Below are 19,023 nucleotides of genomic sequence, written 5' to 3' on the forward strand. Positions count from 1 at the left end.
TAACGCACGAAGACCGATGCCGGGTGCGTTACGCCAGCACGAAGCTGCCATTGACGCCGTCCGCCTCGGCCGATGGTGCGACCCAGATGCGGAAGCTGCCCGGTTCGACGGTCGGGCGATTCTGCGTGCCGATGAAGCGCAGATCGTCGGCGCGCAGGGTGAACTCCACGATCTTCGATTCACCGGGCGCTAGTGCCACCCGCTGAAACGCCTTCAGCTCGCGCACCGGACGGGTGATGCTGGCGGCAACGTCGTGGATGTAGAGCTGCACCACCTCGGTCGCGGCGCGGGTGCCGCTGTTGGTGATGCGCGCGCGGACCTTCAGCGCGCCGTCGGTGTTCAGCCGCCCGCCGCCGAGATCGAGGTCGCTATAGGCGATACGACCATAGGTCAGGCCGTGCCCGAACGGGAAGCGGGCGGCATTGGGCCCTTCGCGATAGCGCGCCTTATATTCGGCGAGCGGCCCCGGCGGGTTCGGGCGACCGGTGGTCTTGTGCGCATAATAATAGGGCTGCTGCCCGGTCGAATAGGGGAAGCTGACCGGTAGGCGAGCGGACGGCGACATGTCGCCGAACAGGATGTCGGCGGTCGCCGGGCCGCTCTGCGATCCCAGGAACCAAGTGACGAGGATCGCACGCGCATCCAGCACCGGCTTTTCCAGCACCATCGCCCGGCCGTTGCGCAGCAAGACGACGGTCGGCTTGCCGGTCGCGAGCACCGCCTGCGCCAGATCGAGCTGCGCCTGCGGAATACCGATATCGACCCGCGACTGCGCCTCGCCCGACATGCGCTGCGATTCGCCGATCGCCAGCAGCACCACATCGGCCTGCGAGGCGGCGATTACCGCCGCCTCGATCCCGCCGGGGATCGCATCGGTGATGCCCGATCCGTCGACGGCGGTGACCAGCGAGGGATCGGTAACCGCCGCGCGCACGCCGGTCAGCAGGTCGACCGCCTCGGCATCCGAACCATAGACGTTCCACGTGCCGATCAGTTCGCGCTGCCCCTGCACGAACGGGCCGATCAGCGCGATCTTCTTGCCCGACTTGGCCAGCGGCAGCAGGTCGCCGTCATTCTTCAGCATCACGATCGACCGCGCACCGGCCTCACGGGACAGCTTGAGGTGCGCAGCCGTCCGCACCCGCTGCTTTTCGCGGCGCGGATCGATCCGGCGGAACGGATCGTCGAACAGGCCGAGCTGCGCCTTCAAGGCCAGCACGCGGCGCACCGCCTGATCGAGCCGCGCCATCGGCACCTCGCCCTTCGCCACAAGGTCGGGCAAGTGCTTGATATAGAAACCCGACTGCATCGACATGTCGACGCCCGCCAGGAAGGCGAGCTTCGTCGCCTCGCGCGCATCGGCGGCGAAGCCGTGGGCGATCAGTTCCTCGTCACCGGTATAGTCGGACACGACCAGCCCGCCGAACCCCCACTCCTTGCGCAGGATCGTGTCGAGCAACCACGGATTCGCGGTCGCCGGCACGCCGGACAATTCGTTGAACGACGCCATCGTCGTCGGCGCACCGGCGGCGAAGGCGCTCTGGAACGGCGGGAAATAGGTTTCGCGCAACGTCCGTTCGGAGATATCGACCGTGTTATAGTCCAGTCCGGCCTCCGCCGCGCCATAGGCGGCGAAATGCTTCGCGCAGGCGGCAACGGCGTCGTCGGCGGTCAGCCCGCGACGGCCCTGGAAGCCACGCACCCGGGCATCGGCCATGACCTTGCCCAGCAGCAGGTCCTCGCCCGCCCCTTCGATACCGCGACCCCAGCGCTGGTCGCGGGCGATGTCGACCATCGGTGCGAAGGTCCAGTCGATGCCCGCCGCCGACGCCTCGACCGCCGCCGCGCGCGCGGTACGTTCGGCGAGGTCGGCGTCGAAGCTGCCCGCCTCCGCCAGCGGCATCGGGAACACGGTGCGGAAACCATGGATGATGTCGGCGGCGAACAGCAGCGGCACCTTCAGCCGCTGCTCGCGCATCGCGACCGTCTGCATCCGGCGCGCCATTTCCGCACCATTGCCGTTGAACACGCCGGTCAGCCGCCCGGTGCGAACCTGCGCCAGCTGCTCGTCGAACGTCGCGGTCGCGCTGATCGGGTTGAGCGCATTCGCGGCGCCCCCCGCCCAGGCGGCGGCCATCAACGTCAGCTGGCCGCATTTTTCCTCGACCGTCATCTGGCCGATCAGCGCCTCGACCGATGCCGGCAGGCGGTCGCCCGCCTGTGCCAGTAGCGCCCGAGCCGGTGACGCGCTCCACGCCGCCACGGCACCCGCGCCCATCAACCATGCGCGGCGCGAAATGCGGATGTCTTCCATGCGATCCCCTCTGTGTCGTTTGCGCAACGATCCAGTCGCGCCGGTGTTTCAAATCTGTGTTGTCGAATCTGGTGTTGAAGCGCGTTGTAGATTCATGTAACCGGTTACATCAAGAGCGAACGGCAGGCGGCCGTCGGATTCGTCGCGAATAGGCGCGGCGACGCAGGGAGTGGACCGAAAGAGCATGGCGAATGCCACCATCCGCGATGTGGCTCGCGCGGCGGACGTGTCCGTCGCTTCGGTTTCGCGCGTCCTCAACCGGCACGAAAACGTCCGCCCCGCGCTGCGCGAGAAGGTGGAGGCCGCCGCACAGGCGCTCGGCTATGTCCCGCATGCCGGAGCGCGCTCGCTCAGCCTGGCGTGGTCCAACGCGATCGGCGTGGTGTTGCCGGACCTGCACGGTGAATTCTTTTCCGAACTGCTGCGCGGCATGGACCGCGAGGCGTCGGAGCGCGGGCTGCAACTCCTGCTGTCCAACATGCATGCCGATCCGGCGCGCGGCGTCGAGGCGCTGCACACGATGCGCGGGCGGGTCGACGGGCTGGTGGTGATGGCACCGCATATCGACCCGGACCAGCTGTTCGGCCACCTGCCCCCCGGCGTCCCGGCGGTGCTGGTCAGCTGCGCCCCGCACCATCAGCCACGCCCCGAACTGCGCATCGACAACGCAGCCGGCGCGCGGACGATGGTCGAGCATCTGGTCGCGACCGGACGGCGACGGATCGTGCATCTGGCGGGTCCTGCCGGAAATATCGATGCCGAGGAACGACTTGCGGGATACCGTGCGGCGATGGCCGCCGCCGGCCTCGAATCCGTCGTCGAATATGGAACCTTTCTCGAAGAGTCGGGCGTTTCCGTAGCGGAACGACTGGTTCGGGAGGGGACGGATGTCGATGCGGTTTTCGCCGCGAACGACATGATGGCGATCGGCGCATTGATGGCATTTCGCCGCGCCGGCATCGCCGTTCCCGGGCGGGTGGCAATCGCCGGGTTCGACGACATCCCGCTCGCCCGCCTCATCTCGCCATCGCTCACCACCCTGCGAATCGACATCGCAGGTCTCGGTGAACGCGCGGTCGCGCGCCTGATCGAACAGATCGACGGCCGCGACGACCGCAGCGTCGAACTGCGCGCACCGATGCTGGTCGTGCGCGACACCACTTCACCAAGGGAAGACCCGGAAAACCGGGAACAAAGGGGAATATACGCATGAGGAAAACCATGATCCGCGCGGCGCTCGCCGCCGCGACGACGCTGGCCACGGGGGCGTTTGTCGCCCCGATGGCGGCGCACGCCCAGGTCGGACAGGCCTCGCTGCGCGGGACGATCACGTCGCCCGCGGATAACAAGGCGACCCAGGTCACCGCGGTCGAAGTCGCGACCGGCATCCGCCGTACCGCCACGATCGCGGCCGACGGGACGTACAACTTCGCCTCGCTGCGCGCCGGCACCTATCGGCTGGAAATCCAGCTGACCAACGGCACGCGCAATTCGGACGAATTCACGCTGCGCGTCGGCCAGAATGCGGGCCTCGACCTCGACCTGACGACCGCCGCCGCCGCTCCGGCCGGTGAGACGACCGAAACCGATCCGGGCAGCGTCGCGTCGAACGACGAGGAAATCATCGTCACCGGCAGCCGCATCCGCACCCTGTCGGGCGGTCAGGTCGGCATCAACATCACGCAGCGCCTGATCGAGCAGCTGCCGCAGAACAACCGCAACTTCCTCGCCTTCGCCGATCTGGCGCCGGGCGTCCGCTTCGTCGAGGAAGGCGCCAACGGCCAGGCCCGCCTGCAGGGCGGCGCACAGCGGTCGAACTCGGTCAACGTGTTCATCGATGGCGTCAGCCAGAAGGATTACGTCCTGAAGAACGGCGTCACCGGTCAGGATTCGTCGCCGGGCAACCCGTTCCCGCAGCTCGCCATCGGCGAATATCAGGTGCTGTCGTCGAACTATAAGGCGGAGTTCGACCAGGTCAGCTCCGTCGCGATCGTCGCCGGCACCAAGTCGGGCACGAACGAGTTCCATGGCGAAGGCTTCATCGATTACACGAACCAGGATCTGCGCGACCGCCGTCCGACCGAACTGTTCCCGACCCGCGTCGCCAAGGTCGATACCAAGGACATGCAGTACGGCGTCGCGCTGGGCGGTCCGATCATCAAGGACGTCGCGCACTTCTTCGTCACCTACGAAGGCAAGCGGCAGGAACGCCCGGTCGACGTACTGCCGGGCAACGGCGTCGACATCAACGTGATCCCCGCCGACCTGCGCTCGCGCTTCGGCAACTTCACCAACACGTTCAACGAAGACCTGATCTTCGGCAAGATCGACGTCTCGCCGACCGCGGAAGACCTGTTCGAATTTTCGGGCCGGTACCGCAAGGAAAGCGGTGACGACCTCGGCAGCGGGATCAGCGCGTTTTCGACCCGGACCAACAATTCGGTGAAGGACATTCGCGGCCTTGCCCGGTGGCAGCACACCGCCGACAACTGGATCAACGACTTCCGCGTGTCGTACGAGGATGTGGTCTGGTCGCCGCGCCCGGTCGAACAGTCGATCAACCAGTTCTTCCAGCGTACCGAAATCACCGGCACCAGCACGCGGCGCATCGACCTGTTGCGCATCGGTGGCGGCACCAACTTCCAGGAAAAGGGCCAGAAGGGCTGGACCGTCCAGAACGACTTCACCTTTACCGGCCTTGAAGGACACACCTTCAAAACGGGCGTGAAGGCGAAGTGGGTCAACCTGAACACGCTCGAACAGAACAACATCAACGGTTCCTATACCTATGATGTCAACCTGTTCAGTCAGAACGGCTTCCAGACCGATGTTCCCTACCGTCTCGTATTCGGCGCTCCCAGCGGCTTCGGTAGGTCGAACATCGAATCGAAGAACTTCCAGTTCGGCATCTACGCGCAGGACGATTGGGACGTTACCGATCGCCTGACGCTGAACCTGGGTGTGCGCTGGGATTACGAACGTACTCCGGCGTTCCTCGACTTCGTGACGCCGCAGTCGAACCTGACGGCGATCTCGGCCGCGCAATATCCGAACCTGCAGAACGCCGATTACAACATCAACGACTATATCTCGACCGGCAACAACCGGAAGGCGTTCATGGGCGCCATCCAGCCGCGCGTCGGCTTCACCTATCGCGTCGACCAAGATGGCCGTTTCACGGTCTTCGGCGGCTTCGGCCGGTCGTACGACCGCAACCAGTTCGACTTCCTCCAGCAGGAATTGTCGGTCGGTGCGTTCCAGCAACGCACTTTCCTGTTCCAGGGCGCGGACCAGCTGAACCCGTGCACGCCGTCCTCGACCTGTATCGCGTGGAACCCGATCTATCTGACCGCGGAAGGCCGCGCGCAGTTGGCATCGAGCAGCACGGGCGGCGGGCGCGAACTGCGCTTCATCAAGAACGATCTGAAGATGCCGTATTCGGACCAGTTCTCGCTGGGCTTCCGGTCGCGCTTCAACCCGATCGAACTCGAAGTCGGCTATCAGCATATCTCGAGCCGCGACGGCTTCGTGTATCTGCTGGGTAACCGTCGTCCCGACGGGTCGTTCTTCGCGCCGGCTCCGACTGCCCAGAACCCGACGCCGCAGTCGCCGTTCGGCTTCACGCCGCCGGGCTTCGGTTCGATCATCATCGGCGACAACGGTCTCAAGACCGACGCGGACTCGGCCTATGTCAAGCTGACCAAGCCGTATTCGCCGACGTCGCCGTGGAGCCTCGACGCGACCTACACCTTCACCGAAGCGTCGGAAAACCGGCAGTTCGGCGAAACCTTCAGCCTCGATTTCCCGTCGATCGACGACTACCCGACGCTGCGGTCGGCCGGCGTGCCGCGCCATCGTTTCGTCATGGCGGGTAGCGTCGACACGCCGATCGGCCTGACGCTGTCGAGCAAGTTCTCGATCGAGTCGCCGATGTTCATGGTGACGTCGTTCGACAGCTCGAACCCGTACCAGCGCAACTTCGTCGGTCGGTTCCGCGACAGCCTCGGCGATCAGTGGGGCCGTCGTCAGCTCGACGTCGCCGCGACGAAGTACATCCCGATCCGGTTCGTCAACGATACCGCACGGATCCGCTTCCGCGTCGATATCATCAACCTGATGAACGATCGCAACTATATCGACTTCAACAACAGCCCGCTCGACAACAGCCGCACGGACGGCACGCAGTCAGTCTATGGCGAGCGGTCGTCGTTCAGCATCGGCGGCAACCAGCCGCGCACGATCAAGCTGTCGGCGGGTTTCAACTTCTAACCCCTTCCCTCCCCCTGCCGGGACAGGCTCCCCGCCTGTCCCGGCTTTTTTGTGACTGCTCAACTCAAGGGGCCTGCAACGTGATCGATCGCCGCTTCTTCCTTGCCGCCAGCACCGCCGCGCTTGTCGGGGCCTGCACGCCACGGACCGGGATCGCACCCGCCCCTGCCAGCAATCCCGATCTTCTGTCCGATATTCAGGAGCGGGCGTTCCGCTTCTTCTGGGACACGACCGATGCCGCGACCGGCCTTGCGCCCGATCGCTGGCCGACGCCCAGCTTCGCCTCGATCGCCGCGATCGGCTTTGCGCTGACCGCCTATGGCGTCGGCGAGAAACATGGCTGGATCACCCGCCAGCAACATGCCGAACGCACGCTCACCACGCTCGAATTTCTCGCCCGGGCGCCGCAGGGCGACGGCGAGACCGGGTTCAGCGGCTATAAGGGGTTCTTCTACCACTTCCTCGGCGTGACTCAGGGGCTGCGTTTCGCCCGGTGCGAGCTGTCGACGATCGACACCGCGCTGCTGCTCGGCGGCGTGCTGTTCGCACAAAGCTGGTTCGACCGTGCTGACCCGACCGAGACACGCATCCGCGACCTTGCCGAGCAGCTCTATCGCGCGGTCGAATGGGACTGGATCGTGCCCCGCCCGCCGTTCGTGTCGATGGGCTGGCACCCGGAGAGCGGCTTCATCCGCTCCGACTGGAACATCTATAACGAGGGCATGATCCTGTACGTGTTGGCGCTGGCCAGCCCGACGCATCCGCTGCCGGCCGAAACCTGGGCGCAGCTGACGCAGCAGTTCGACAAGAGCTGGGGCAATCGCTGGGGTGAGCCGCACCTGCAATTCGCGCCGATGTTCGGCCATCAGTACAGCCATGTCTGGATCGATTTCCGCGGCATCCGCGATCCCTATATCGCGTCGAAGGGCATCGATTATTTCGAGAACAGCCGCCGCGCGACCTATGCCCAGCGCGCCTATGCCAATGAGAATCCGGGGCAGAAGGTCGGCTATGGCGACGACTGCTGGGGCCTGACCGCCTGCGACGGACCGGGCGATTTCAAGGTGACGATCGACGGGCGGGTGCGCGAATTCTACAGCTATTCCGCGCGCGGGCCGGGCGAGCGTGACGACGGGACGGTCGCGCCCACCGCGGCACTGGGATCGATCGCGTTTGCGCCCGAGATCGTCGAGCCGATGATCGGAAAGATGCACGCGCGCTATGGCGCCGGTATCTATGACAGATACGGCTTCCTCGACAGCTTCAACCCGACGCTGACCCGCACCGACGAACCGCTCAAGCATGGCAAGCTGGTGGCGGGCGTGGGCTGGGTCGATGGCGATTATCTGGGCATCGACCAGGGGCCGATCGTGCTGATGATCGAGAACCGCCGGTCGGGGATGATCTGGGAGGTGATGCGGCGCAATCCGCATATCCGCCGCGGGCTGGAGCGCGCCGGGTTCAAGGGGGGCTGGCTGGCGTGATCCCGGTCGTCCTGCTCGCTGCGGCGGCACAGGCGCAGCCGCTCGACCGCTTCGACGATGTGGCGGCATGGCGCGCGGCATCGTCGGACGGGGTCAGCGCGACGGCGACTGCGGTGCCCGGCGTGACGGATAAGGCGCTGCAACTGCGCTACGATTTCGCCAAGGTGTCGGGCTATGCGTTCGTGCGGCGGACGCTGCCGATCACCTTCCCGCCCAACTGGGAAATGCGGCTGAAGGTTCGCGGCACCGGCGGCGTCAACGACCTGCAGATCAAGTTCACCGACGCCGATGGCACCAATGTCTGGTGGGTGACCAAGCCCAATTTCCGTCCCTCCGCCGAATGGCAGGAACTGCGCATCCGCCCGCGCGACGTGCAGTTCGCCTGGGGACCGACCACCGACAAGACGCTGAAAGCCACGCAGGCGGTCGAGATCGTCGTGGTGCGCGGGCGAGACGGCGGGGCAGGCACGATCGAGGTCGACGACTGGACCTTCGAAGCCCTGCCCCCGCCCCGCCCGCTGCCCGCCCCGGTGGCGAGCGATCCGCGCGCGATCGATGGCGACCGGACGACCGCCGCCAAAGGACCCGTGACGATCGACTTCGGTGGCCAGCGCGAACTGGGTGGGCTGGTGCTGCACTGGGCGGGTGCTGCGACCGCCTACGCCATCGAGGCAAGCGACGACCGCCGCCGCTGGCGCACGCTGCGCAGCGTGCGCCACGGCGATGGCGGCGGCGATCCTATCGCGCTGCCCGATACCGAAACGCGCTATCTGCGGATCGGCGGGGCAAAGGGGCTGGCCGAGGTCGAGGTCAAGGATCGCTCCTGGGCGGAAACGCCCAACGCTTTCGTCGCCGATCTTGCCCGCAACGCCCCGCGCGGACGCTTCCCACGCGGCTTCACCGAACAAAGCTATTGGACGCTCGTCGCCAGTGATGGCGGTGCGGTCAGCGGGCTGATCGGCGAAGATGGCGCGATCGAGATCGCGAAGGGCGGTTTCTCGGTCGAACCTTTTGTGGTGGAAAATGGCCGGACGATCGCGTGGAGCGACGTCGCGACCGGTCATTCCCTTGAAAACGGCTATCTGCCGATACCCCATGCGCTGTGGACCGCCGCCGGGTGGACGCTCGACACCAGCCTGTTCGCCGATGCCGACAGCAAGCGGCTAATGGCGCGCTGGACGCTCAAGAACACCGGCGACGTCGCGCGCACGCTGCGACTGGTGCTGGCGGTGCGGCCGTTCCAGGTGAACCCGCCTGCGCAGTTCCTGAGCCAGCGCGGCGGGGTCAGTCCGATTGCGACGCTGGCATGGGACGGCAGCGCGATGGCGGTGACGACGCCCGGCGCGATTGCCGGCGATGCGGCGGTAACGCGGCGGCTGTTCCCGCTGACCGCCCCGGCGCAGGCTTGGGCCAAGCCGTTCGATCAGGGCGCGCTTGCCGACCCTGCCGAACCGGGCAAGGCCATGCGGGTCGAGGATCCGACGCAACTCGCCTCGGGCGGGTTGGCCTATGACATCACGCTGGCGCCCGGCGAAAGCTGGAGCACGGCGATGGCACTGGGCGGCGACGCGTCGGTCACGCAGGCCGCGCTGGACAGCGCGCATGCCGCGACACGCGCCAGCTGGCAACGGACGCTGGGCGCAGTGACGATGAACGTGCCGACGATGAAGCAGCCGCTGGCCGATACGGTCAAGTCGGCGCTGGCGCAGGTGCTGATGAGCCGCGACGGACCCGCGCTGAAGCCCGGCACGCGTTCCTATGATCGCAGCTGGATCCGTGACGGCGCGATGATGACCGAGACGATGCTGCGCATGGGCGTCGTTGCGCCGGGTCGCGCGTTCGCCGACTGGTACGGCCCGAACCTGTTCGCCAACGGCAAGGTGCCGTGCTGTGTCGATGCGCGCGGGCCGGACCCGGTGCCGGAAAATGACAGTCACGGGCAGTATATTCACCTCGTCACCGACCTGTACCGCTATACCGGGGACAAGGCGGCACTGGAGCGCGACTGGCCGAAGCTGGACGCGGCGCGGCGCTATATGGAAAGCCTCGCCCAGTCCGAACGGACCGCTGCCAACCAGACGCCCGAGCGGCGGATGCTGTACGGGCTGATGCCGCCGTCGATCAGCCATGAAGGCTATTCGGCCAAGGCGCAGTACAGCCTGTGGGACGATTTCTGGGCGCTGACCGGGTATAAGGACGCCGCCTTTGCCGCGCGGGTGCTGAACAAGCCCGAGGCGGCGGAGATCGAAGCGCAGCGCGACCGGTTCCAGCGTGACCTACACGCCGCGATCGCGGCGGCAGTCCGGTTCTGGAAGATCGACTATATCCCCGGTGCGACCAGCCTGGGCGATTTCGACGCGACCTCGACCACCATGGGGCTCGATCCGGCGGGCGAACAGGCGCGGCTCGACCCGAAACTGCTGGCTAATACCTTCGACAGGCAATGGCGGCGGGTGATGACGCGGCCGGTCAGCAGCGACTGGAGCGATTACACGCCCTATGAACTGCGCAACGTGTCGGCGATGGTCCGGCTGGGCCGGCGTGAGCGGGCGAACCGGATGCTCGATTTCTACATGGGCGACCGGCGGCCGGGCGGGTGGAATGGCTGGGCAGAGGTGGTCGGGCGCGATCAGCGTGAAATCCGCTTCCTGGGGGATGTGCCGCATGCCTGGGTCGCATCGGACTATACTCGCGCCGCGCTCGACCTGTTCGCCTATGTCGATCAGGACGCCCAAGCGATCGTACTGGCGGGTGGGCTGGACGACGACTGGCTGGCCGAGAAGGGATCGGACGTGCGCGGCCTGCGCACCCCCTATGGCACCGTCGATCTCGCCATCCGTGCCGACGGCGACGCGGTCGTCGCGACCATCGGCGGCGGAGCGATGCCGCCCGGCGGCTTCGTCCTGCCCTGGCCACTGAGCGGCGAAGCCGGCCGGGCGACGATCGACGGCAAGGCGGTGAAAATCGCCAGCGACGGCCTGCACATTCCGGCGCGAAACGGACCAATTTCCGTCAGGATGGAACGGCGACGCTGACATGTCGTTTCGTATCCGTGTCGTATAATGCGACGCGGGGCGAAGGGGGATTATGCGCGGCGTCAGGGCCAGTGTAGGTGCAGCCGCGTTGCTGCTGCTGGGGGCGTGCAACCGTCACCAGTCGGCGCTCGACGTATTCGGCGACGAAGCCGCGACCGTCCGTCACCTGACCATCATCATGCTGATCGGCGCGATCGTCATCGCCGCCGGTGTCGCGGGATTGATGATCGCCGCCGTCCGCGCGCCGGAGGGCAAGCTGACGCTGAAGGGCGGCATGCGCCTGATCGGATGGCTGGGCGGCGTGCTGCCGGTCGTCGTGCTGCTCGGCCTGCTGCTCTACAGCCTGCCCGCCATGCGGCCGCTGCCCGTGGCACGGGACGACCTGCGCATCGCGGTGGAGGGCGAACAATTCTGGTGGCGCGTCCGCTACCAGCCGCCGGGCAGCCCGCCGGTCGTCACCGCCAATGAAATCCGCATTCCCGTCGGCCGCACCGTGCAGTTCGACCTGACCGCCGGCGATGTGATCCACAGCTTCTGGATCCCCGGTCTTGCCGGCAAGATGGATATGATCCCCGGCCGCACCAACCGGCTGATCGTCCGCGCGACCAGGGCCGGCACCTTCCGCGGCGTCTGCACCGAATTTTGCGGGCTCAGCCATGCGCTGATGGCGTTCGACGTGGTCGCGATGGAGCCGGCGGCGTTCGATGCGTGGCTGGCGAACGAGCGTCGCCCCGCCACCCCGGCCGCGGACACGGCAGGCGGTGCGCGCGCCTTTGCCGCCAATGGCTGCACCGGCTGCCATGCCATCGCCGGAACCGGGGCGGCCGGGCTGATCGGTCCCGACCTGACCCATATCGGCAGCCGCGCGTCGCTGGGCGCCGGAACGACGCCGATGACCCGCGATGCCCTGGTCCGCTTCATCAAGGACGCCCCGGCGGTGAAGCCCGGTGCCCGCATGCCCGCCTATCCGCAGCTGCCCGTGCAGGACGCGCAGGCGATCGCCGCCTATCTGGAAAGCCTGAAATGAGCCTGCACGCGCAAGACGATCCCGCGCTCCGCGCCGCGCAGGAGGACCGCCTGCGCGAAGTGTGGAAGGCGCCGCAGGGCATTTTCCTGCGCTGGACCGACTGCAACAACAACCGGGTCGGCGTATGGTACACGCTGACCGCGTTCGGCTTCATGCTGTTCGCGGGCGTGCTGGCGCTGATCATGCGCACGCAGCTGGCGGTGCCGGAAAACGATCTGGTTTCGGCGAACACCTTCAACCAGCTGTTCACGCTGCACGGCTCGATGATGATGTTCCTGTTCGCCGTCCCGATGTTCGAGGCGGTGTCGATCATCCTCTTGCCGCAGTTGCTGGGCGCGCGCGACCTGCCCTTCCCGCGCCTGTCCGCCTTTGGATACTGGTCGTTCCTGCTGGGCGGGGTGTTCGTCGGCGGGTCGATCTTCTTCAACGCCGCGCCCGATGGCGGGTGGTTCATGTACCCGCCGCTCACCACGCGCACGGACCTGTCGGGGCTGGGTGCCGATATCTGGATGCTGGGGCTGAGCTTCATCGAGGTGTCGTCGGTGGCGGCGGCGGTCGAGCTGATCGTCGGCGTGCTCAAATGCCGGCCGCCGGGCATGCGGCTGAACCTGATGCCGCTCTACGCCTGGTACATTTTGGTCGTCGCGGTGATGATCCTGTTCGCCTTCCCGCCGCTGATCGCGGGTGACGTGCTGTTCGAAATGGAGCGGTTGCTCAACTGGCCGTTCTTCGACGCGACACGCGGCGGCGATCCGTTGTTGTGGCAGCACCTGTTCTGGATCTTCGGCCACCCCGAAGTCTATATCGTCTTCCTGCCGTCGATCGCGCTGTTCGCGATGATGATCCCGACTTTCGCGCAGCGCCATCTGCTGGGCTATCCGTGGATCGTGCTGGCAGCGGTCGGCACCGCGTTCCTGTCGTTCGGGCTTTGGGTCCACCACATGTTCGCGACCGGCTTGCCCAAGATCAGCCTCGCCTTCTTCTCGGCTGCGTCCGAAGCCGTCGCGATCCCGACCGGTATCCAGATTTTCGCGTTCATCGCGACGCTCTGGGCCGGCAAGGTCAAATGGTCGACGCCGCTGCTCTACGCCAGCGGATCGCTCGCCATCTTCGTGATCGGCGGTCTGACCGGCGTGATGGTCGCGATCGCGCCGTTCGACTGGCAGGCGCACGATACCTATTTCGTCGTCGCCCACCTGCATTACGTGCTGATCGGCGGCACGCTGCTGCCGCTGTTCGGCGGTCTCTATTATTACTGGCCATTGATCACCGGTAAGAAGCTGTCGGACAAGCTCGGTCGCACCGCCTTCTGGATGTTGTTCGTCGGCGCGAACCTGACCTTCTTCCCGATGCATTTCAGCGGCCTGTACGGCATGCCGCGCCGGGTGTTCACCTATCCCGGCGAACTGGGCATCGATTATCTCAACCTCGCCTCGACCATGGGCGCCTATCTGTTCGCGCTGGGGACGTTGGTCGTGTGCATCGACCTGGCGCGCTCGCCGTGGCGGGAGAAGGCAGCGCGCAATCCGTGGAATGCCGGGACGCTCGAATGGCTCGCGCATCCGGATGACGAGGATTGGGGCATCCGCTCGGTTCCGCTGATCGAAAGCCGCTACCCGATCTGGGACCAGAAGGATTTCGTCAAGAAGGTCGACGAAGGCCGCTACTTCCTGCCCGATGCGGAGGAAGGCCGGCGCGAGACGATCGTGACGACGGTGCTCGACGCGCGACCGCTCTATGTCGTGCGCCTCGGCACGCCCAGTTGGGTCCCGATGCTGACCGCGATCGCGCTGGGCAGCGTGTTCATCCTGACGACCTATCACCTCTATTGGTGGTCGCTGGCCGGCGCGATCGCGACGCTGGGCTTCGTCCTCTACTGGCTGTGGACCGGCACCGCCGAAATCCCCGAAAAGCCGTCCAAGCCGATCGGCCATGGCATCGAACTGCCGCTCTATGTCTCCGGTTCGGCGGCACCCGGATGGTGGGCGATGTTCATCACGATGATGGCGGATGCCACCGCCTTTTCGGGGCTGGTGTTCGGCTATTATTTCTTCTGGACGGTGCATCCCGACTTCCCGCCATCGGGTCCGGGCATGGACGGGCCGGGCACCTTCTGGCCGATGGCGGCGCTGGGGGTCGCAGCGCTGAGCTGGGCTGCCACCGTCGCGGCGCGGGAAAGCAACAGGCGCGGTGGGGTCGGCGCCGCGCGCGGACTGCTGGCGATCGGCATCGTGGCCAGCCTTGTCGGTATCTGGACCGGGTTGCAGGGGCCGCTGACCACCGGGCTCGACCCCGAACTGCACAGCTATCCCGCGATCGTGTGGGTCCTGGTGATCTGGACCACCGTGCATGCCGGGGTCGGTGCGATCATGCAGGCCTATACGCTGGCGCGCAGCATCGCCGGACGGATGACGCCGACCCATGATGCCGACCTGCGCAACATCACCGTGTACCAGCATTTCATGGCGCTCACCGCCATCGTCACCTATGCGACGATCGGCCTGTTCCCGGGGGTCGCATGAAGCGCGGGTTCCACGGTATGGTGGCCAAGCTGAAGGTCACGCTCTGGTCGCTGATCGTCCCGCCGACGGTGTGGGCAGTGCATTTCCTCTTCTCCTATCTCTGGGCGGCGATCCACTGCGCCAAGGTCGGGGGGTTCCCGCGCCTGCCGATCCTGTACGCGGTCGGCACCGTGGTCGCGCTGGCCCTGATCCTCGCGGCAGGGATCGTCGCGCATCTCCAGTCGCGCGTGCCGGGCGACCCGGCCCCGCATGAGGAAGGCACCGACAGCGACCGCATCCGCTTCTTGGCCTTTTCGACCGTATTGCTGGCCGCATTGAGCTTCGTCGGCGTGATCTTCACCGCCGCGCCGGTGCTGTTCCTCACGGATTGCCGATGAAGCGGATCAGCCTGTTCGCCGGGCTGGTGCTGCTGCCGCTCGGATGGCTGGCGGCAGCGCAGGCGGGGATGGTCGGGCACATGGCCGGGCACATGATCGCCGTCGCCATCGCCGCGCCGCTACTGGCGTTCGGCCTCGCCGACAGCCGGTTCGACCCGGCACGGCGCTGGCCGACCATCGTGACGCCGCTCGCCATGTCGCTGGTGGAGCTTGCGACCGTTTGGGGCTGGCATCTGCCCGCGCTCAGGATGCTGGCGGACACGCATGTGGCGGCGATGGTCGTCGAACAGGCGATGTTCCTCTTGGCCGGGTGGCTGCTCTGGGCCGCCGTGCTCGGCACCGGGCCGGATCGCCGTGCGGCGGGGGTCGGTGCGCTTCTGCTCACTTCGATGCACATGACCCTGCTCGGCGCGCTGATCGGCCTCGCGCCGCGCCCGCTCTATCCGGCGATGGCGCATGGACATCACGACGCGCTGGCCGATCAGCAGCTGGGCGGCGTCGTCATGCTGATGATCGGCGCGGCCAGCTATTTCCTCGGCGGCCTTGCCTTGCTCGCCACCCTATTGCGCCATCCGGAGCCGACGCCATGACCATCCGCCTCACCTGGAAGCGCGTGATCCTGACCCTGCTCGGCCTCTTTGCGCTCGGCATGGCATACGCCTGGTCGGGGCTGTTCAACGTCGCCGCATCGTCGGGGCATTGGGCGATCAGCGACTGGTTCCTGCATTGGGTGATGCGCAATTCGGTGCAGACCCGCGCCGCCTTTTCGACGCCCCGCGACGCGAAGGACGATAGCGGCCTCGTCAGCGCGGCGGGCTATTATGCCTCGTCCTGCGCGTCGTGCCACGGCGCACCGGGCGTCCGTCCGCTGCCGCTGATGCAGGCGGCGACGCCCCCCGCCCCCGACCTGTCGAAGAATGCGAAGGAATGGACCGACCGCCAGCTCTTCTGGATCCTGGAACATGGCGTGAAGTTCAGCGGCATGCCCGCCTGGGCTGCAAAGGACCGGCCGGACGAGGTAAAGCGCATGGTCGCCTTCGTCCGCCTGCTGCCGACGATGACTCCCCAGCAATATCGCGTGCTGGCGGGGAGCAATGCGCAAGGGTTCGGGGCGGCAAACGGCCGGTTCGACAGCTGCGCCGGTTGCCACGGGACGGACGGTCTCGGCCGCGGGCAGCCCGACATTCCGGTCCTCGCCGGGCAGAACCCCGCCTATCTCGCCGCCGCGCTCGAAGCCTATGCCACCGGCCGCCGCCAGAGCGCGGTGATGGGCAACGCCGCCGCGCAGCTGACGCCCGAAGAGCGCGTCGCCCTGGCGCAGCGCTTCGCCGCCATGCCCGGCATCACGCCGGGGCGGGGCGGCAATGGCGATGCGGCAGCGCGCCGGATCGTCGAACGCGGCCTGCCGGAAAAGCAACTGCCCGCCTGCCGCAGCTGTCACGATGCCGCCGGGGCCAAGCGTTTCCCGGTCATCGACGGCCAGCGCGCGGTCTATATCGCCGAACGGCTGCGCCACTGGCGCGGCGAGAAGGAGGTGGTCGACGCGCGCAAGGATCAGGCGACGATGCCGGTCATCGCACGGCGTATTCCGGAGGACATGATCGAACCCGTCGCGCGCTATCTGGCGGGGGAGTGAGCGGCGATTGCCAGCGCGGATCGGTTTCACCTTCACAACGTCACCCCGGACTTGATCCGGGGTCCCGCTTCTTTCCGACGGTAGCAGAAGAAGCGGGACCCCGGGTCAAGCCCGGGGTGACGAACCAGGGTATCGGCGGCAGCACCCTGATCAGGCCACAGAACGTTGGCGCGCCAACGCAATGACAACGGTTCAGTCCGAACGGAAACCGCTCTAGGATGCGCCCGATGGCCCCCGATTTCGACCTCGACCCGCAAACGGTCCTGCGCGCCTATGCCAGCGGCATCTTTCCGATGGCCGACGACCGCGATGCGCCCAGCATCTACTGGGTCGAACCGAAGCTGCGCGGCGTGCTGCCGCTCGACGGGTTCCACCTGTCGCGGTCGCTGCGAAAGCTGATTGCGTCGGACCGGTATCGCGTCACCGCCGACGTGGCGTTCGAGGATATCATCGAACTCTGCGCGCAAAGCGCGTCGGACCGGCCGGAGACATGGATCAACGGCACGATCGAGCGCGCCTTCCTCCGGCTGCACGAAATGGGGTTCGCCCATTCGGTTGAAGTGTGGGACGGCGACCGACTGGCCGGCGGCCTCTACGGCCTCGCGCTGGGACAGGCGTTCTTCGGCGAATCGATGGTCAGCCGCGCGCCCAGCGCGTCGAAGGTCGCGCTGGCATGGCTGGTCGCGCGGCTTAAGGTCGGCGGCTTCCGGCTGCTCGACTGCCAGTTCCAGACCGATCATCTGGCGACGATGGGCGCGGTCGAAATCCCGCGCGAGGCTTATTCGGCGCTGTTGTCCGACGCGCTCGGGATCGATTCGGCGGGCACCGGACTGGTGTCGGGCGCGTTCGACGCGCTCGACCGGCGTGGCGCGCTGGCCGCCGGTGCCGCCCCCGCCCCGGCCGATACCGTGTCGGGACCGGTGTCGGGGAAGGACATCGTGCAGCTCTTGGGCCACACGTCATAGATCGGGTGGAGCACGACGTTCAGCGCCGGACGCTCCTTGAACAGCCAGCCCGAAAAGGCACGCCGCCACTTCGCGTCCGCCCCGCGCACGTCCATCTGCACGAACGCGCCGGTATATTGCTCCTGCTCCCAGGGCGCGGTGCGTTCGCATGCGCGCAGGCGGATGATCACGTCGCCGACGCGCGTCGCCTGTCCGGGCTTCAACGTGAGGTCGCGGGTTTCGCCGTTGCGCTTGTTGAGCAGGCCGACCACCGCGACGCGCTCGGCCATCGGCGTGGCACCGGCGAGCAGGCGGCTGTCGAGGCCGGCATCGACGCTGACGACTTCCGGCGCACCGGGGCGGGGACGGACCGATTCGGGAACCGAGATCTCCGCGTGCGGACCGGTCGACGGCGCCTGTCGCGACTGCCAGCTACGCCAGCCGAACCAGCCGCCGACCGCCAGCAGGACCGCGATCGCCAGCCCGGCCAGCCAGCGGCGGAAATTCACGCGTCGGGGCTCCACGCCTCATAATCGCCGGTGGCGCGCACGCGGGCGCCGCCCTTGTCGAGCACGCCGGGCGGACGATAGGCGAGCGCGGTGCCGGTCTGGTTGGGGACCGGCGGCTTCTGCCACTGGCGCACCGGCGGCAGCGACTGATCGGGCGTGCCCTCGATCTGGTGGTGCAGCCAGCTGAACCATTCGGGCGGCACGCGGCTCGAATCGTTCGATCCTGCATAGATCACCCAGCGGCGCGGATTGCCCGCGGTGTCGCGACCGCCCTCATAATAGGCGTTGCCGAGGTCGTCGGTGCCGACCTGCGTCTTGCCGCGCAGCCCGAGCCAGGTGCCGAAGGTGGCACCGTTCCACCAGGTGAAGACGTTCGCGAGGATTCCCATGCGCGACCGCTTAGCGTGTGGCTGCGCACACGACAATGGGGTGGATCATTTCCATGACACCTTGTCGCCCGCCGCGATACCCAGTTCGGCGGCACGCCCGCCGCCCAGTTCCAGCACCGCCGACACGGGTTCGCCCGAAGGGACCGGCGCTTCGGAAAACGGCACGGTATTCTCGGCGATGGTCGCGATGGTGCGGTCGGGGCGGATGAACAGGATGTCGAGCGGGCTGGGGGTGTTGCGCATCCAGAAATTGGCCACGCGCGGCGGTCCGCCATCGGGAGGATAAGGCGCGAACAACATGCCGGCATCGGGGGCCAGCGGTGGGCGGTACATCAGTCCCTGCTGCTGCTGCGCCTCGGTCGCGGCGACCTCCACGACAAAGCGGTGGGCGGTGCCATCGGCGGTGGTGACGGTCAGCTCAGTCCTGGACAGCGCAGTCTTTTCGTCGCCGGCCTCCTGCTTGCACCCGCCCAGCACCGCCAACAGCGCCGCCGCCGTCAGCCCGGAAAATCGCAAT

The 19,023-nt window shown here is 67.0% G+C and carries 13 protein-coding genes and 1 pseudogene; 10 read left to right on the top strand and 4 right to left on the bottom strand.

What is annotated here, in order from left to right; genetic code table 11:
• Positions 1-28: 28 nt before the first annotated feature.
• The gene (locus tag CA237_RS09435; RefSeq protein ID WP_126013895.1) at positions 29-2,314 is read right to left on the bottom strand and encodes a glycoside hydrolase family 3 N-terminal domain-containing protein; all 2,286 of its coding nucleotides are present in this window, start codon (positions 2,312-2,314) and stop codon (positions 29-31) included.
• Between the two features lie 184 nt (positions 2,315-2,498).
• On the opposite strand from CA237_RS09435, the gene CA237_RS09440 reads away from it, so the two are divergent.
• The 10 genes from CA237_RS09440 (at position 2,499) to aat (ending at position 17,629) form a co-directional block, all read left to right on the top strand.
• Positions 2,499-3,527: a LacI family DNA-binding transcriptional regulator gene (locus CA237_RS09440; protein WP_066693135.1), complete on the top strand. Its 1,029-nt coding sequence runs from the start codon at positions 2,499-2,501 to the stop codon at positions 3,525-3,527.
• On the top strand, positions 3,524-6,583 hold the full coding sequence (locus tag CA237_RS09445) for a TonB-dependent receptor (protein ID WP_241215463.1): 3,060 nt from the start codon (positions 3,524-3,526) through the stop codon (positions 6,581-6,583). Before CA237_RS09440 ends, CA237_RS09445 begins: the two co-directional genes overlap by 4 nt.
• An 80-nt stretch (positions 6,584-6,663) precedes the next feature.
• Positions 6,664-8,067 carry a glucoamylase family protein gene (locus CA237_RS09450; protein WP_066693140.1) on the top strand — a complete coding sequence of 468 codons (1,404 nt, stop codon included), beginning with the start codon at positions 6,664-6,666 and terminating at the stop codon, positions 8,065-8,067.
• A complete protein-coding gene (locus CA237_RS09455; RefSeq protein WP_232308038.1) occupies positions 8,064-11,102 on the top strand; it encodes a discoidin domain-containing protein in 3,039 nt (1,012 codons plus the stop codon). The genes CA237_RS09450 and CA237_RS09455 overlap by 4 nt, the downstream gene beginning before the upstream one ends.
• Before the next feature lie 52 nt (positions 11,103-11,154).
• On the top strand, positions 11,155-12,129 hold the full coding sequence (coxB, locus tag CA237_RS09460; RefSeq protein ID WP_066693144.1) for a cytochrome c oxidase subunit II: 975 nt from the start codon (positions 11,155-11,157) through the stop codon (positions 12,127-12,129).
• Entirely contained in the window at positions 12,126-14,651 is a 2,526-nt protein-coding gene (gene ctaD / locus CA237_RS09465) for a cytochrome c oxidase subunit I (RefSeq protein WP_066693146.1), read from the top strand. The genes coxB and ctaD overlap by 4 nt, the downstream gene beginning before the upstream one ends.
• Complete coding sequence (locus CA237_RS09470; protein WP_066693147.1) at positions 14,648-15,028, top strand: hypothetical protein; 381 nt, start codon at positions 14,648-14,650, stop codon at positions 15,026-15,028. Before ctaD ends, CA237_RS09470 begins: the two co-directional genes overlap by 4 nt.
• Positions 15,025-15,618 (top strand): cytochrome c oxidase assembly protein, encoded by a 594-nt coding sequence (locus CA237_RS09475; RefSeq protein ID WP_066693150.1) that lies wholly within the window; start codon positions 15,025-15,027, stop codon positions 15,616-15,618. Before CA237_RS09470 ends, CA237_RS09475 begins: the two co-directional genes overlap by 4 nt.
• Positions 15,615-16,664, top strand: a complete 1,050-nt coding sequence (locus CA237_RS09480) for a c-type cytochrome (RefSeq protein WP_066693152.1) — start codon at positions 15,615-15,617, stop codon at positions 16,662-16,664. The genes CA237_RS09475 and CA237_RS09480 overlap by 4 nt, the downstream gene beginning before the upstream one ends.
• A 227-nt stretch (positions 16,665-16,891) precedes the next feature.
• A complete protein-coding gene (gene aat, locus CA237_RS09485; protein WP_126013897.1) occupies positions 16,892-17,629 on the top strand; it encodes a leucyl/phenylalanyl-tRNA--protein transferase in 738 nt (245 codons plus the stop codon).
• Between the two features lie 35 nt (positions 17,630-17,664).
• On the opposite strand, the pseudogene CA237_RS09490 reads toward aat, so the two are convergent.
• The 3 genes and pseudogenes from CA237_RS09490 to CA237_RS09500 form a co-directional block, all read right to left on the bottom strand.
• Positions 17,665-17,898: pseudogene (locus CA237_RS09490) on the bottom strand (DUF2155 domain-containing protein); the annotation flags it as partial.
• 215 nt (positions 17,899-18,113) lie between these two features.
• A complete protein-coding gene (locus CA237_RS09495; RefSeq protein ID WP_066693160.1) occupies positions 18,114-18,506 on the bottom strand; it encodes an NADH:ubiquinone oxidoreductase subunit NDUFA12 in 393 nt (130 codons plus the stop codon).
• A gap of 45 nt (positions 18,507-18,551) precedes the next feature.
• The gene (locus CA237_RS09500) at positions 18,552-18,983 is read right to left on the bottom strand and encodes a DUF192 domain-containing protein (protein ID WP_232308043.1); all 432 of its coding nucleotides are present in this window, start codon (positions 18,981-18,983) and stop codon (positions 18,552-18,554) included.
• Positions 18,984-19,023 lie beyond the last annotated feature (40 nt).

It is taken from the genome of Sphingomonas sp. ABOLH (genome assembly GCF_003951715.1).
Classification (GTDB): domain Bacteria; phylum Pseudomonadota; class Alphaproteobacteria; order Sphingomonadales; family Sphingomonadaceae; genus Sphingomonas; species Sphingomonas hankookensis_A.